Source organism: Salmonella sp. SAL00672, from assembly GCF_046552175.1.
Classification (GTDB): Bacteria; Pseudomonadota; Gammaproteobacteria; order Enterobacterales; family Enterobacteriaceae; genus Salmonella; species Salmonella enterica.
Window position 1 is genome coordinate 257333 of record NZ_JBGDUQ010000004.1, and the last position, 14376, is coordinate 271708.

Here is a 14376-nt window from a genome sequence, read left to right on the forward strand (position 1 = left end):
GGTTACTTAATAACCAACGTATTGATGATGTTTTCAGCCGTGGTTTGCGCTTTTTGCTGATTGTCCGCAGGCAGCGTGACCTGAATCGTCAGCAATTGGTTATCCACTTTGCCCAGCACGATGGAAGAGTACGCCGTCTGGCCCTTCGCGGAGATAATGCTGTCCAGTTGTTGCAATGTATGGCCTTTGAGCTCAATAGACTTATTGGTGACGACCTGAAGCTGCGGGTCGCGGCTACGCTGTTGCTCAAGCAGGCGGTTTGCCAGCACCGGCAACGCTTCATCGGTATTATCGCCGACGATAACAATCACCGCTTTCTGGCCCGTCGGGTCAGAATAAACGTGCATATTATTCGCCTGGGTGCCCAGCTTACCGCTTTGATCGGTCATATCCGCCGGCAGCGAGAAACTGAGTTTGCCATCCATCAGGCTGATGGGCTGACCGGATGCCTGGCTTTCCGCGGCGGCGCTTTCTGCCGACGCTTTTGTATCGTTGTTATCACAGGCCGCAAGCCCCATAACCAGCAGGCCAATACCGGCATATTTAACCAAATTGCGCATTGACTTCTTCCTTTCGATAAACGGCCATAACGGCTCATTCGCTCATCTTATCACAACTCGGAAAACGAACCTTTAACTTGCCGGTAATGGGGAAATTTCAGATTTATCTGCCAGCTTTTTCAGCAACATATTCAGTAGAACGCCGTACATCGGCAGGAAGAAAATAATGCTGATGAGCACCTTAAAGCAATAATCCACCAGCGCAATTTCCATCCAGTGTTCGGCCATAAACGCATCGGGGCTTCGCCAGAACGCAATGAAGAAAAAGGCAAGGGTATCGCTGATATTGCCAAACAGCGTTGAAGCAGTCGGCGCCAGCCACCAGCGACGATTTTGGCGCAGGCGGTTAAACACATGGACATCAAGGATCTGTCCCAGCGCGTAGGCCATAAAGCTGGCGGCGGCGATACGGGCGACAAACAGATTAAAGTCCGCCAACGCGGCGAAACCTTGCCAGGCGCCCATATAGAACAGCGATGACACCACATACGACACCAGCAGCGCAGGGATCATGACGGCGAAGATAATGCGGCGCGCCAGAGGTGCGCCAAAAATACGCACGGTAAGATCGGTGGCGAGAAAAATAAAAGGAAAACTAAACGCGCCCCAGGTCGTGTGGAAACCAAAAATAGTGATGGGGAGCTGCACCAGATAGTTACTGGAAATGATCACCAGTAAATGGAATAGCGATAGCCAGAACAACGCTTTTACGCGCTGTGATTGTGTAAACGGAGTCATATTGTGACCTTTTTGTTGGATGGGGTGAGGGAACCCAATAAAGAACCGCCGCATAATACTGTTTTGCGCTGGCATTGCAATGGCTAATTTTCACGCAATCGTTAACCTGCCTGGCTTACTGACGAAGATGGGCGTAAAATATCGCCGTTTTTCTACCATTGAGACGAAGATGAGCGATCTGTTTTCCTCCCCTGACCATACGCTTGACGCCCTGGGGCTGCGTTGCCCTGAACCGGTAATGATGGTGCGCAAAACGGTGCGCAACATGCAAACTGGCGAAACATTGCTGATTATCGCCGACGATCCGGCGACGACGCGTGATATTCCGGGGTTCTGTACCTTTATGGAACACGATTTGCTGGCGCAAGAGACGGAGGGTCTGCCGTACCGTTATTTATTGCGTAAAGCGCATTAACCGCACGGCAGATAGCATTCTGATTAGAAGCTTTCCCAGTTCGCCTGTTCTGCGGCGGGCTGTGGCGTTAAACCTTTGCTTAACGGCGTCGGCGACGCCTCCCGACGAGGCTGTTTCTGGATGCGGAACGCGGCGACCGCCTGACGAAGCTCGTTAGCCTGATCTTCCAGCGCCGCCGCCGCTGCTGCGGATTCTTCTACCAGCGAGGCGTTTTGCTGCGTCACGCTGTCCATTTCCGATACCGCCTGCGCCACCTGCTCAATGCCTTTGCTTTGCTCATCGGAGGCAGAGGCGATTTCGCCCATAATATCGGTCACGCGGGTCACGGCGTTGACGATCTCTTTCATGGTTTCTCCCGCTTCGCGTACCTGCGTAGAGCCGGTATCAATGCGCGACACGGAGTTTTCAATCAGTACTTTGATCTCTTTGGCGGCCTGCGCGCTACGGCTGGCCAACGTGCGTACCTCTCCGGCCACGACCGCGAATCCTCGCCCCTGTTCGCCGGCGCGGGCGGCTTCTACCGCGGCGTTCAGCGCCAGGATATTAGTCTGGAAGGCGATACCGTCAATCACGCTGGTGATGTCCACAATTTTTTCCGAGCTTTCGGCGATATCGTTCATGGTGCTCACTACGTTATCCACCACGCGTCCTCCTTTACGCGCGGTTTCTGATGCGGTTTTCGCCAGACCCGTCGCCTGTCGTGCGTTATCGGTGTTTTGCCGTACCGTGGCGGTTAACTGTTCCATGCTGGCGGCGGTCTCCTCCAGCGCCGAGGCCTGCTGTTCGGTACGGGAAGAGAGGTCGCTGCTGCCGGCGGAAATTTCGCCTGCGCCAGTATAGATAGAGTCTGCGTTATCGCGCACCGCGCTGACGGTACGGATTAACGACTGCTGCATCGTTTTAAGACCGGCGGCCAGTTGGCCCATTTCACTGCGTCCTTCGGCCTCTATCTCATGGGTAAGATCGCCGTCGGCGATAGTTTGAATGTGCGCCATAATCCGTTGCAGCGGGCGGAGTAGAACGCGTTGCAGCCCCAGCCAGATAAACGCCAGCACGATGAGTACGATAAGTAGAATTATCCCCAGCGTCCATTGCATCTGGGTAAAGCTGCTCTGATTCTGATCGCTGGCTAATTTTATTAATTGCGCATTTTGAGAGAGCCACTGGTCATATACCTGCTCCATGTCATCCTGCGCTTTTTGCGCGTCAAGGTTGCCATAGGCGGCGTAATTATCGGCTTTAAGATAGTGGATAGACTGCTGCAAAACGTCATACATCTGCTTAAAGCTGGCTTCGGCCTGGGCATCCAACGCCGGATCTTTGCCCGCGATCGCTTCGGAGTTCACGTAGTTGTTGAAATGCTTTTCCGCTTCGTTGAGCGACGCGCCAGCGTTGGTTAACAGCGTGTTCATGGCGTCCAGTGAGGCGGGATCGCGCTGATTTTTTAACATGCGTATCGCCACGCGGTTAATGGTGACGCGGGTTTCGATCAATGTCTGAAAACTGCCGCCCAGTTCCTGTTGTTGGTAACTCAGCGCGCTCGCATTCTGGAAATTCAGCCGATCGCTGCTGACGGCGGAATAAAACAGTATTCCTGTCACCAACAATAAGGCGCTAAATATGCCCAGCGTCGCGATAACGCCGGTGATGACTTTGATATTTTTCATAGTGCCTAACATTCCTTATTTTGTAGACGGTATGATCAATATCGGTTGAATAAATATTAACCTTACATCAAATCACGCTATTTCTGATTAATGGTTTGATAAGTAATAGAAAATAAATAATTTTCGCGTGAATAATATGTACAAAGAAAGGAATATCGCGGGATAACCCGGCGACACGACGCCGCCGGGCGGGAGAAGATTAGTTTTTACGCAGCAAACGTAGCGCGTTGGCGGTCACCAATACCGTGGCTCCCGTATCCGCCAGGATTGCCAGCCATAGCCCGGTAAAACCCAGTAGCGTCGTCACCAGGAAAATGGCTTTCAGCCCCAGCGCAATGGTGATGTTCTGCCGGATATTCGCGTGGGTAGCGCGCGCCAGCGTAATCATCTGCGCTAACCCGCGCAGACGGTTATGAGTAAGGGCGGCGTCAGCCGTTTCCAGCGCGACGTCAGTACCGCTGCCCATCGCAATTCCGATACTGGCGGCTTTCATCGCGGGCGCATCGTTAATGCCGTCGCCCACCATGGCCAGCGGCGCTTGTTGGTTAAGGGCGGTGACTGCCCGCACCTTGTCTTCCGGCAGTAGCCCGGCTTTAAACGCCAGATCCAGCTCGCCGGCAATCGCTGCCGCCGCCCGTGGGTTATCGCCGGTCAGAATCACGCCGTTAACGCCTAACTGATGCAGTTCGCGGATGGCGTCGCGCGCATCGTCACGCAATGTATCCTGGAGGGCGAGGACGCCAAGTACGGTCTCGTTACGCAGCACCAGAACCACCGTCTGCCCGGCGTTTTCCAGTTCGCTAATTTGCCCGGCAAACGCCGCCGCAGGCTGTTTTCCCGCCGCGCAAATCAGAATACGTTCGCCGTTAACCTGCGCTTCAATCCCGGTGCCGGCCAGCGTTCGCTGCGATTCCGCCGTCGGGATCGCCAGATCGCGTGTCTGCGCTTCGCGGACAATAGCCTGCGCCAGCGGGTGCGTAGCGCCTTGTTCTACGGCTGCCGCCAGCGCCAACAGTTCAGCCTCGCTGATACCGCTTGCCGGATGAATCGCCGTCACCCGTGGTTTACCGATGGTCAACGTACCGGTTTTATCGAAGGCGACCTGCGTGATACGGCCCAGTTGCTCCAGCGCTGCGCCGCCTTTAATCAATGCGCCGCGCCGTGCCGCCGCCGCCAGCCCGGAGGTAATGGCCGCGGGCGTGGAGATCACCAGCGCGCACGGGCAACCGATGAGCAGCAGCGTCAGCCCTTTATAAATCCACTCCTGCCAGCCGCCATCGAACATCAGCGGCGGAATAAGCGTCACCAGCAGCGCGATGACCATAATGACTGGCGTATAGATGCGGCTGAAACGGTCAATAAACCGCTCAATGGGCGCACGGCGCTCTTCCGCCTCTTCAATCAGCGTCAGGATACGGTCAATCGCGCTGGCGCCAGGTTCAGATAGCACCTCCAGGGTGACGAGACGGTCAACGCTGGTCGCGCCTGCCGGGACTTTGTCGCCCGTTGCGCGCTCCACCGGGATAGACTCGCCGGTGAGCGCGCTTTCATCAAAGCTGGCGAAACCGGAAACCAGTTTACCGTCGGCGGGTAAACGCCCCCCGGCGGCGACTTCGATAATATCGCCCGGTCGCAGGGTATTAATAGCGACCTCTTCCCGTACGCCGTCGCGCAGACGGGTCGCCGTTTCCGGTTTAAGCGCCATTAACGCGCTGACGCCTTTACGGGCGCGGCTGGCGGCCCATCCTTCCAGGCGCTCGCCGATGAGGAACAGCAGCAATACCATTGCCGCCTCCGCCGTCGCGCCAATAAACAGCGCGCCAATGGCGGCGACGCTCATCAGCGTTTCAATAGCGAACCAACTGCCGCTTTTCATCAGCCGCAGCGCCTGGCGGGCAATAGGATACAGACCGACCAGGGTGGTGGCGATAAAGGCCAGTTGGCCGAACGGGTGGTTAAATTGCTCCAGCCCCCAGCTTATCGCCATCATAATGATCAGCGTAATAAGCGGCAGGTTCTCTTTAAGACGAGATTCAGGCGCGGCGTCGCGCGAATCTTCACTACGCAAGGTATAACCCGCCTTCTGTACGGCGCGTTCAATTTGCGCGCGGAGGTCGGCGTCGGCATCGACCACTAACTTTTCGGTGGCGAACAGCACTTGCGCCTGGTTGACGCCGCGAATTTGGCGTACCGCATTCTCCACTTTTCGGGCGCAGGCGGCGCAGTCCATGCCGGAGATTTTCCAGGTATAGCGCGTGCCTGCCACGGCAGTAGAAACAGGCGCGCTGGACGCGCAATGTTCTTCGCAGCAGCAGCTATCGGCCTTCTGTATTGCCGGGGCTAATCTGAAGGAGGTAAAGGGCGGGACTTTTTTGCCATCGGTATCAGGGGTCGACATAACGTCCTCCGGTTGATGATAATTTTCTCATTAACCGGAGGATACACTCTGGAGTCGACTCCAGAGTCAAGCGCTATTATTTACAGGTACAGCGAGCGAACAATCAGGAAGTGTCCGGCAAAGTAGCAGGCGGCGGCAATTGCGTTATCCGCCCGGAAACGGCGGCGGTAATGGCTACCCAGCCAGACGATATTGCCGATAAACAGCAGCGTCGCGCCGGTAAAGGCCGAAAGGGCTGGCGCCGTTGGACGGAAGAACCACAGTTCGCCCGCCAGCCAGACCATGACCAGCGTCATGGCGATAAAAGTACATACCGGCCAGCGTAGCTCCTCCAGTCGCGTCCAGATAACGGCGATAAGCAACGCGCCGACTATCAGTAACGCCAGCGGCAGCGGCCAGAAGAACGACAACGTCATTTGGCTGGCAAAGTAAATGGTGTAGAGCAGATGCGATAAGAAAAATGCCCCGACGGCGTACAGCAGGCGTTGACGCGGCAAGAGCGTTAACGCATCGCCGACCAGCGAGGCGCACAGTCCGGCCAACACAAGATAACTGATGGCGTCAAACATCGGCGCTTGCCAGGCCAGTAACAGCAACAGTAATAACGTGACGGGCTTAAAAACCCAGCGTTGCCAGGCTGGCCCGCGATAGGAGGCGTCCACATACAGCCATGCGGACAGGCAGACAGCGATAAACGACCAAAGCATCTTAATTCCTTGAATTCGTTATTTTTTCGCAAACGGTATGCTTGCGGCTCTATTATTCAGTGTAGAGGCCGTGACGGTCAGATGACAACACTATAACGGGCAGGGTATGCTTATTTCCGCATTTTCTGACAGGTTAACAGTATGAGTAAGCCACCGCTTTTCTTCATTATAATCATCGCATTAATCGTAGTTGCCGCGTCGTTCCGCTTCGTTCAGCAACGGCGGGAAAAAGCCGCTAATGAGGCGGCGCCGTTACAGCAAAAGCTGGTCGTGGTCAGCAGTAAACGGGAGAAGCCGGTTAACGACCGACGCTCTCGCCAGCAGGAAGTGAGCCCGGCGGGAACCAGTATGCGCTATGAGGCCAGTTTTAAGCCGCTCAATGGCGGTCTCGAAAAAACGTTCCGTTTACAAGCGCAGCAGTACCACGCTTTGACGGTGGGCGATCAAGGTACGCTAAGCTATAAGGGAACGCGGTTCGTCGGGTTTGTTAGCCGTACCCCGGATAACGAATAAACCGTCATCCGGCAGCAAACGTTATTTTTTGTTCTTAAACTTCTTCTGCCAGACCAGCAGCTCAAACACGCCGAACAGGAAAATGCGGGTTTTTTCTCCCGTCGTCATCTGCGGACCCTCTTTCGGTATCGTTGATTTCAGCAGCGCCAGTTGCATACCGTGCATCAGCGCCATGAACACCAACGCCACGTTGACGAAGATATTGAGTGGGCGCGGGAAGGGATGCACCAGATTAAGAATCAAAAATGCCCACACGAAGAGCATTAATAAGCGGCCCAGATTAATCAACATCATTTTCTCCTTGCGCGTCGCGCTGATACAGACGATAAGCGACCTGTCCGGCCACCTTTTCTCGATACAATGCCCAGTTCGCCGGAACGGGCGGCAGACCGTTTTCCACCTCGCTTTCTACGTAGATTAGCGCGTCGTCGGCCAGCCATCCCTGGGTTTCCAGCAATTGTAACGTCTCTTCCAGCAGCCCTTTACGAAACGGCGGGTCGACAAAGACGACGTGATGCGGCGTCCCCGGCTGGCTGAGGAAGGCCAGAGTATTGGTATTGACGACGCGAGCATTGTTGGCTTTCAGCGTCGCCAGATTTTTTTGCAACTGCTGCGATACGGCGCGATCCATTTCCAGTAACGTTGCCTGGGCCGCATAACGCGATAGCGCTTCCAGACCCAGCGCGCCGCTGCCGGCAAAGCAATCCAGACAATGGGCGTCTACCATTACCGGAGCCAGCCAGTTAAATAACGTTTCGCGCACGCGATCGGTGGTGGGACGCAGACCCGGGCTGTCCGGAACCGGTAATTTACGGCCACGCCATTGCCCGCCAATAATGCGGATTTGGCCGCTGCCAGAGTGAGTCGGTTTTTTCATTTCTCTTGCTCGAACCGCCTGTTGCAAGTTATTCCAGGCGGTGATGTGAATTAAGTTAAGTGATAGACTATTTCATCATTTTTTTAGCTTCCATGTATATAGCGCCGCGAGGGGTGTAGTCGCAGATGGCAAAACAGAAAAAACGTGGCTTCTTTTCCTGGTTGGGCTTCGGTGATAAAGAGCAGAAGCAGGAACAGACCGAAGAACAGCAGATTGTTGAGGAACAACGACCGGTTGAGCCCCCTGTTGAAACGGCGGCAGACGTAGACGCGCAAACGCCCGCGCACAGCAAAGCAGAAACCGAAGCCTTTGCGGAAGAGGTGGTGGACGTTACTGAGAAAGTTCAGGAGAGCGAAAAACCGCAGCCGGTAGAGCCGGAGCCCGCGGCGGCCATTGAGACGGCAGCGCCGCAGATCGCGGTGGAACGCGAGGAATTGCCGCTGCCGGAAGAGGTCAAAGACGAGGCTATCTCGCCGGAAGAGTGGCAGGCCGAAGCGGAAACCGTAGAGGTCATTACCGCGGTAGAAGAAGAGGGTGAAAACGCGGCGAAATTCACCGACGAAGAGCTGGAAGCGCAGGCGCTGGCCGCTCAGGCGGCGGAAGAGGCGGTGATGGTTGTTCCGCCAGCGGAAGAAGACGCGCCGGTGGAAGCGATCGTTCAGGAGCAGGAAAAACCGACTAAAGAAGGTTTCTTTGCCCGCCTGAAACGCAGTCTGCTGAAAACCAAAGAAAATCTCGGTTCCGGATTTATCAGTCTGTTCCGCGGCAAGAAAATCGACGATGATTTGTTCGAGGAGCTGGAAGAGCAGTTGCTCATCGCTGATGTCGGGGTAGAAACCACGCGTAAGATTATCGCTAATCTGACGGAAGGCGCCAGCCGCAAACAGCTTAAAGATGCCGAGGCGCTGTATGGTCTGTTGAAAGACGAGATGGGCGAGATTCTGGCGAAGGTAGACGAACCGCTTAATATTGAAGGTAAAACGCCTTTTGTTATTCTGATGGTTGGCGTGAACGGCGTGGGTAAAACCACCACTATCGGTAAACTGGCGCGCCAGTTTGAGCAGCAGGGTAAATCAGTGATGCTGGCGGCGGGGGATACTTTCCGCGCGGCGGCGGTCGAACAGCTACAGGTCTGGGGACAGCGTAACAACATTCCGGTTATCGCCCAGCATACCGGCGCGGACTCCGCCTCGGTGATTTTTGACGCTATCCAGGCCGCGAAGGCGCGTAATGTGGATGTGTTAATTGCCGATACGGCAGGGCGTCTGCAGAACAAGTCGCACCTGATGGAAGAGCTGAAAAAAATCGTTCGCGTCATGAAAAAGCTGGACGAAGAAGCGCCACATGAAGTTATGCTGACCATTGACGCCAGCACCGGACAGAACGCGGTAAGCCAGGCCAAACTGTTCCATGAAGCGGTAGGCTTAACCGGTATTACCCTGACCAAGCTGGACGGTACGGCGAAAGGCGGGGTGATTTTCTCGGTAGCTGACCAGTTTGGCATTCCTATCCGTTACATTGGCGTGGGCGAACGTATCGAGGATTTGCGTCCGTTTAAGGCGGACGATTTTATTGAGGCACTTTTTGCCCGAGAGGATTAACAATGATTCGCTTTGAACATGTCAGCAAGGCCTATCTCGGCGGGAGACAAGCGCTGCAGGGAGTGACATTCCATATGCGGCCAGGCGAGATGGCGTTTCTGACCGGCCACTCCGGCGCGGGGAAAAGTACCCTGCTGAAGCTAATCTGTGGGATTGAGCGGCCCAGCGCCGGCAAAATCTTCTTCAGCGGGCATGATATTACGCGCCTGAAAAACCGCGAAGTGCCGTTTTTGCGCCGCCAGATTGGGATGATTTTCCAGGATCACCATCTGCTGATGGATCGCACGGTCTATGACAATGTGGCGATACCGTTAATCATTGCTGGCGCCAGCGGCGATGATATCCGTCGTCGTGTGTCGGCGGCGCTGGATAAGGTTGGACTACTGGACAAAGCGAGAAACTTCCCGATTCAACTCTCCGGAGGCGAACAACAGCGCGTGGGCATCGCCCGCGCGGTGGTCAATAAGCCAGCGGTATTGCTGGCGGATGAACCGACCGGGAACCTGGACGACGCGTTGTCGGAAGGGATTTTACGTCTGTTTGAAGAGTTTAACCGCGTAGGGGTGACGGTACTGATGGCGACGCACGATATTGGACTTATCTCCCGTCGTTCCTATAGGCAGCTCGTCCTGAGCGATGGACATCTGCATGGAGGCCTGGCCAATGAATAGGCGCGACGCGATTAACCAAATCAGGCAGTTCGGCGGACGGCTGGATCGACTGCGTAAGTCTCGCGGCGGAACAGGCGGCGGGCGCAACGCGCCAGGACGCCAGAAGCCGACGCCGAAACCGAACTCACGTAAAACAAATGTCTTTAATGAACAGGTGCGCTATGCCTGGCACGGCGCGCTGCAAGATCTGAAAAGCAAACCGCTGGCGACGTTTCTGACGGTGATGGTGATCGCCATCTCCCTGACGCTGCCCAGCGTCTGTTACATGGTCTATAAGAACGTCAACCAGGCGGCGACTCAGTATTATCCGTCGCCGCAGATCACTGTTTATCTGCAAAAAACGCTGGATGATGATGCGGCGGCGCGGGTTGTTGGGCAGCTTCAGGCCGAGCAGGGCGTTGAGAAGGTCAACTACCTGTCCCGTGAGGACGCGCTGGGAGAATTCCGCAACTGGTCGGGTTTTGGCGGCGCGCTGGACATGCTGGAAGAGAACCCGCTGCCGGCGGTAGCGGTGGTGATCCCCAAGCTGGACTTCCAGAGTACCGCCTCGCTTAATACGCTGCGCGACCGTATCTCGCAGATTAACGGCATTGACGAAGTCCGCATGGATGATAGCTGGTTTGCGCGTCTGGCGGCGCTCACCGGGCTGGTGGGCCGCGTGTCGGCGATGATCGGCGTGCTGATGGTCGCGGCGGTCTTCCTCGTTATCGGCAACAGCGTGCGCCTGAGCATTTTTGCCCGTCGCGATACCATTAACGTGCAAAAGCTGATTGGCGCGACCGATGGCTTTATCCTGCGTCCGTTCCTCTATGGCGGCGCGTTGCTCGGTTTTTCCGGCGCGTTTCTTTCACTGATATTGTCTGAAATTTTGGTGATGCGTTTATCATCGGCGGTGACTGAAGTGGCGCAGGTCTTCGGCACGAAGTTTGATCTCAATGGCTTATCGTTCGATGAGTGCCTGTTGCTGCTGCTGGTCTGTTCCATGATTGGCTGGATCGCCGCCTGGCTGGCCACGGTGCAACATTTACGTCACTTTACTCCCGATTGATAAAATCGTGGTATAATCTTTCCCTGCAATGGGCTTCCGTTCGCAGGGAAAGAGTCCCTGTTGTCTCTTCCCCGCGCGTCATCTTTATGTCACAAGATTTGTGCAAATTATGCACAGTGTTACATTGAACTTGTGGATAAAATCACTGTCTGATAAAAGAGTGGGTGATATTCTCGTTGCTCATCGGCTTTGGCACGGTTGTTGCTCGCTGACGGTGCCAGGCAATACTGATTGAGAGGATTTGAATGACCAAAGAAATGCAAAATTTAGCTTTAGCCCCTGTTGGCAACCTGGAATCTTATATCCGGGCGGCGAACGCGTGGCCGATGTTATCGGCTGACGAGGAGCGGGCATTGGCTGAAAGGCTGCATTACCAGGGCGATCTGGAAGCAGCTAAAACGCTGATCCTGTCTCACCTGCGCTTTGTTGTTCATATTGCTCGTAACTATGCGGGCTATGGTCTGCCGCAGGCGGATTTGATCCAGGAAGGCAACATCGGCCTGATGAAAGCCGTACGTCGTTTCAACCCGGAAGTAGGCGTGCGTCTGGTCTCCTTCGCCGTACACTGGATTAAAGCAGAAATTCACGAATACGTGCTGCGTAACTGGCGTATCGTTAAAGTCGCAACCACGAAAGCGCAGCGTAAGCTGTTCTTTAATCTGCGTAAAACCAAGCAGCGTCTGGGCTGGTTTAATCAGGATGAGGTTGAAATGGTGGCGCGCGAACTGGGTGTTTCCAGTAAAGACGTGCGTGAGATGGAGTCGCGTATGGCGGCGCAGGACATGACGTTTGACATGTCTTCGGACGATGAGTCCGACAGCCAGCCAATGGCGCCGGTACTGTATTTGCAGGATAAATCGTCTAACTTTGCCGACGGCATTGAAGACGATAACTGGGAAGAGCAGGCCGCCAACCGACTGACCGACGCGATGCAGGGGCTCGACGAGCGTAGCCAGGATATTATCCGCGCTCGCTGGCTGGACGAAGACAATAAGTCTACGTTGCAGGAGCTGGCCGATCGTTACGGTGTCTCCGCTGAGCGTGTGCGCCAGCTTGAAAAGAACGCCATGAAAAAGCTTCGCGCTGCGATCGAAGCGTAATCTTCGCGAATTGCCAATGAACCCTCGAATGTGAATTCGGGGGTTTTGTTTTTTGTAGGCCGGATAAGGCGTTTACGCTGCCATCCGGCAACACGTTTGCCCGATGGCGCTTCGCTTATCGGGCCTACGGACCCTTCCTCTCCCCCACCGACACAAATCTGTTATCTGGATGTAAATTTAGCTATTCCAAAATAATAAAAATCGGGTATGTTTTAGCAGAGTATGCTGCTAAAGCACGGGTAGCTAGCCAATAATCGAAATAAAGTGCTGAACAATAACACCACAACACACGTAACAACCAGAATAATGGGGATTATCAGGATGAATATGAAGGGTAAAACGTTATTGGCAGGATGTATCGCCCTGTCATTAAGCCATATGGCATTCGCAGAGGACATTAAAGTCGCGGTTGTCGGCGCGATGTCCGGTCCGGTGGCGCAGTATGGCGACCAGGAATTTACCGGTGCGGAGCAGGCAATTGCCGATATCAATGCGAAAGGCGGTATTAAAGGCGATAAGCTCGTCGCGGTGAAATATGACGACGCCTGTGACCCGAAACAGGCGGTAGCTGTCGCTAACAAAGTGGTGAACGACGGCATCAAGTATGTTATCGGTCACTTATGCTCCTCTTCCACACAGCCAGCGTCTGATATCTACGAAGACGAAGGCATCCTGATGATAACCCCGGCGGCGACCGCGCCGGAGCTGACCGCGCGCGGCTATAACCTGATTTTGCGCACCACCGGTCTGGACTCTGACCAGGGGCCAACGGCGGCAAAGTATATTCTGGAGAAGGTAAAACCGCAGCGCATCGCGATTATCCACGATAAGCAGCAGTACGGCGAAGGGCTGGCGCGCGCGGTGCAGGACGGTCTGAAGAAAGGCGGCGTTAACGTCGTATTCTTTGACGGCATCACCGCCGGCGAAAAAGATTTCTCCACTCTGGTAGCGCGTCTGAAAAAAGAGAATATCGACTTTGTCTACTACGGTGGTTATCACCCGGAAATGGGGCAGATTTTGCGCCAGTCCCGCGCCGCAGGGCTGAAAACCCAGTTTATGGGGCCGGAAGGGGTGGCGAACGTGTCGCTGTCTAACATCGCCGGAGAGTCGGCGGAAGGCTTACTGGTCACCAAACCGAAGAACTACGATCAGGTGCCAGCGAACAAACCGATTGTGGATGCCATCAAAGCCAAGAAACAAGATCCTAGCGGCGCATTCGTGTGGACCACCTACGCCGCGCTGCAATCGTTGCAGGCGGGGCTGAACCACTCCGACGATCCGGCGGAAATCGCCAAATACCTGAAAGGCGCCACGGTCGACACCGTAATGGGACCGCTGTCGTGGGATGAGAAAGGCGATCTGAAAGGATTTGAGTTCGGCGTGTTTGACTGGCATGCGAATGGTACGGCGACGGACGCCAAGTGATTTTCCTGGCGCCTTTCGCGCTGCAGGTGCGTTGGCTACGTTATTCAACCCCGGTCACTTACTTATGTAAGCTCCCGGGGATTTCATAACTTGCCGCCTGCCTGCAACGCGAAATTCTTGGAAAATTGCGAGGTGGTTTTTATCTTTTCTCCCGGCATGTAGGCCGGATAAGCGTCAGCGCCATCCGGCTTTCTTTTAGCGCTTCTCCCAGCCGTCATGCTGGGCGGTAAAACCTAACGCCTGCATAAACGCGGCCATCACGCTGCGGTCTTCAACACCGACATCCGCCATCCACCACGACGAGACGTTGGGATTATCGCGGATGACTTCTTCTACCAGGTATTGCCCGACGCCGCGGCGACGGGTGATTTCACGCACGCGTAAGGAATCCAGCGCGCCCTGCGTTCCGCTCAGCGTCACTCTTACGGCGCCCAACAAACGCTCATTAAACCGCGCGGCATAAATCCGGTGCGTTTCATCTACGCTTAATGAGGAGGCGGAATATTCCGGCCAGATTTTGCCCAGATCGATCTGATCCTGAGCGCTAAAGTGTTCTAAACGAAGAATGGTCAGCTTCATCGACGGCTTGTCCCGATTTCAAAAGATGCGATCAGTGTACCGAAACAGGCAGGCCAGATGCTTTCTCTTTTTTGTGT

General features: G+C 55.0%; 16 protein-coding genes. 7 read left to right on the forward strand and 9 right to left on the reverse strand.

Annotated features, from left to right (window positions below):
- Positions 1–2 precede the first annotated feature (2 nt).
- The gene (locus tag ACLJTG_RS13740; protein WP_001245277.1) at positions 3–560 is read right to left on the reverse strand and encodes a DcrB family lipoprotein; all 558 of its coding nucleotides are present in this window, start codon (positions 558–560) and stop codon (positions 3–5) included.
- 72 nt (positions 561–632) lie between these two features.
- Positions 633–1298, reverse strand: coding sequence for a 7-cyano-7-deazaguanine/7-aminomethyl-7-deazaguanine transporter (locus ACLJTG_RS13745; protein ID WP_001522053.1), 666 nt, complete (start codon positions 1296–1298; stop codon positions 633–635).
- Between the two features lie 169 nt (positions 1299–1467).
- Between ACLJTG_RS13745 and tusA the strand changes: the two genes are divergently transcribed.
- Positions 1468–1713 carry a sulfurtransferase TusA gene (tusA, locus tag ACLJTG_RS13750; RefSeq protein ID WP_001541054.1) on the forward strand — a complete coding sequence of 82 codons (246 nt, stop codon included), beginning with the start codon at positions 1468–1470 and terminating at the stop codon, positions 1711–1713.
- Between the two features lie 23 nt (positions 1714–1736).
- Here tusA and tcp read toward each other — a convergent pair whose 3' ends face one another.
- From tcp to ACLJTG_RS13765, 3 genes are all read right to left on the reverse strand, one after another.
- Positions 1737–3380 (reverse strand): methyl-accepting chemotaxis citrate transducer, encoded by a 1644-nt coding sequence (gene tcp, locus ACLJTG_RS13755; RefSeq protein ID WP_000789682.1) that lies wholly within the window; start codon positions 3378–3380, stop codon positions 1737–1739.
- A gap of 199 nt (positions 3381–3579) precedes the next feature.
- Positions 3580–5778 (reverse strand): Zn(II)/Cd(II)/Pb(II) translocating P-type ATPase ZntA, encoded by a 2199-nt coding sequence (zntA, locus tag ACLJTG_RS13760; RefSeq protein ID WP_000106646.1) that lies wholly within the window; start codon positions 5776–5778, stop codon positions 3580–3582.
- 80 nt (positions 5779–5858) lie between these two features.
- The gene (locus ACLJTG_RS13765) at positions 5859–6485 is read right to left on the reverse strand and encodes a lysoplasmalogenase (RefSeq protein ID WP_000964735.1); all 627 of its coding nucleotides are present in this window, start codon (positions 6483–6485) and stop codon (positions 5859–5861) included.
- 141 nt (positions 6486–6626) lie between these two features.
- Between ACLJTG_RS13765 and ACLJTG_RS13770 the strand changes: the two genes are divergently transcribed.
- On the forward strand, positions 6627–6998 hold the full coding sequence (locus tag ACLJTG_RS13770) for a DUF2500 domain-containing protein (RefSeq protein ID WP_000042852.1): 372 nt from the start codon (positions 6627–6629) through the stop codon (positions 6996–6998).
- Between the two features lie 21 nt (positions 6999–7019).
- Here the strand turns inward: ACLJTG_RS13770 and ACLJTG_RS13775 are convergent, their stop codons facing one another.
- Both ACLJTG_RS13775 and rsmD read right to left on the reverse strand, forming a co-directional pair.
- Positions 7020–7289 (reverse strand): DUF1145 family protein, encoded by a 270-nt coding sequence (locus tag ACLJTG_RS13775; protein WP_017465330.1) that lies wholly within the window; start codon positions 7287–7289, stop codon positions 7020–7022.
- Positions 7279–7875 carry a 16S rRNA (guanine(966)-N(2))-methyltransferase gene (gene rsmD / locus ACLJTG_RS13780; RefSeq protein ID WP_000743275.1) on the reverse strand — a complete coding sequence of 199 codons (597 nt, stop codon included), beginning with the start codon at positions 7873–7875 and terminating at the stop codon, positions 7279–7281. The genes ACLJTG_RS13775 and rsmD overlap by 11 nt, the downstream gene beginning before the upstream one ends.
- Before the next feature lie 125 nt (positions 7876–8000).
- Between rsmD and ftsY the strand changes: the two genes are divergently transcribed.
- The 5 genes from ftsY to livJ all read left to right on the forward strand — a co-directional run bounded on the left by ftsY (position 8001) and on the right by livJ (position 13720).
- Complete coding sequence (ftsY, locus tag ACLJTG_RS13785) at positions 8001–9476, forward strand: signal recognition particle-docking protein FtsY (RefSeq protein WP_001118690.1); 1476 nt, start codon at positions 8001–8003, stop codon at positions 9474–9476.
- A 2-nt stretch (positions 9477–9478) separates the two neighbouring features.
- Entirely contained in the window at positions 9479–10147 is a 669-nt protein-coding gene (gene ftsE / locus ACLJTG_RS13790; RefSeq protein WP_000617729.1) for a cell division ATP-binding protein FtsE, read from the forward strand.
- Entirely contained in the window at positions 10140–11195 is a 1056-nt protein-coding gene (gene ftsX / locus ACLJTG_RS13795) for a permease-like cell division protein FtsX (protein ID WP_001081707.1), read from the forward strand. The genes ftsE and ftsX overlap by 8 nt, the downstream gene beginning before the upstream one ends.
- Positions 11196–11440: 245 nt before the next feature.
- Positions 11441–12295 (forward strand): RNA polymerase sigma factor RpoH, encoded by an 855-nt coding sequence (rpoH, locus tag ACLJTG_RS13800; protein WP_000159621.1) that lies wholly within the window; start codon positions 11441–11443, stop codon positions 12293–12295.
- 321 nt (positions 12296–12616) lie between these two features.
- Positions 12617–13720 (forward strand): branched chain amino acid ABC transporter substrate-binding protein LivJ, encoded by a 1104-nt coding sequence (livJ, locus tag ACLJTG_RS13805; RefSeq protein WP_001528146.1) that lies wholly within the window; start codon positions 12617–12619, stop codon positions 13718–13720.
- Positions 13721–13803: 83 nt separating this feature from the next.
- Here livJ and ACLJTG_RS13810 read toward each other — a convergent pair whose 3' ends face one another.
- Both ACLJTG_RS13810 and panM read right to left on the reverse strand, forming a co-directional pair.
- Complete coding sequence (locus ACLJTG_RS13810) at positions 13804–13938, reverse strand: hypothetical protein (protein WP_001517957.1); 135 nt, start codon at positions 13936–13938, stop codon at positions 13804–13806.
- Positions 13916–14299: an aspartate 1-decarboxylase autocleavage activator PanM gene (gene panM / locus ACLJTG_RS13815; RefSeq protein ID WP_000778873.1), complete on the reverse strand. Its 384-nt coding sequence runs from the start codon at positions 14297–14299 to the stop codon at positions 13916–13918. The genes ACLJTG_RS13810 and panM overlap by 23 nt, the downstream gene beginning before the upstream one ends.
- Positions 14300–14376: the final 77 nt, after the last annotated feature.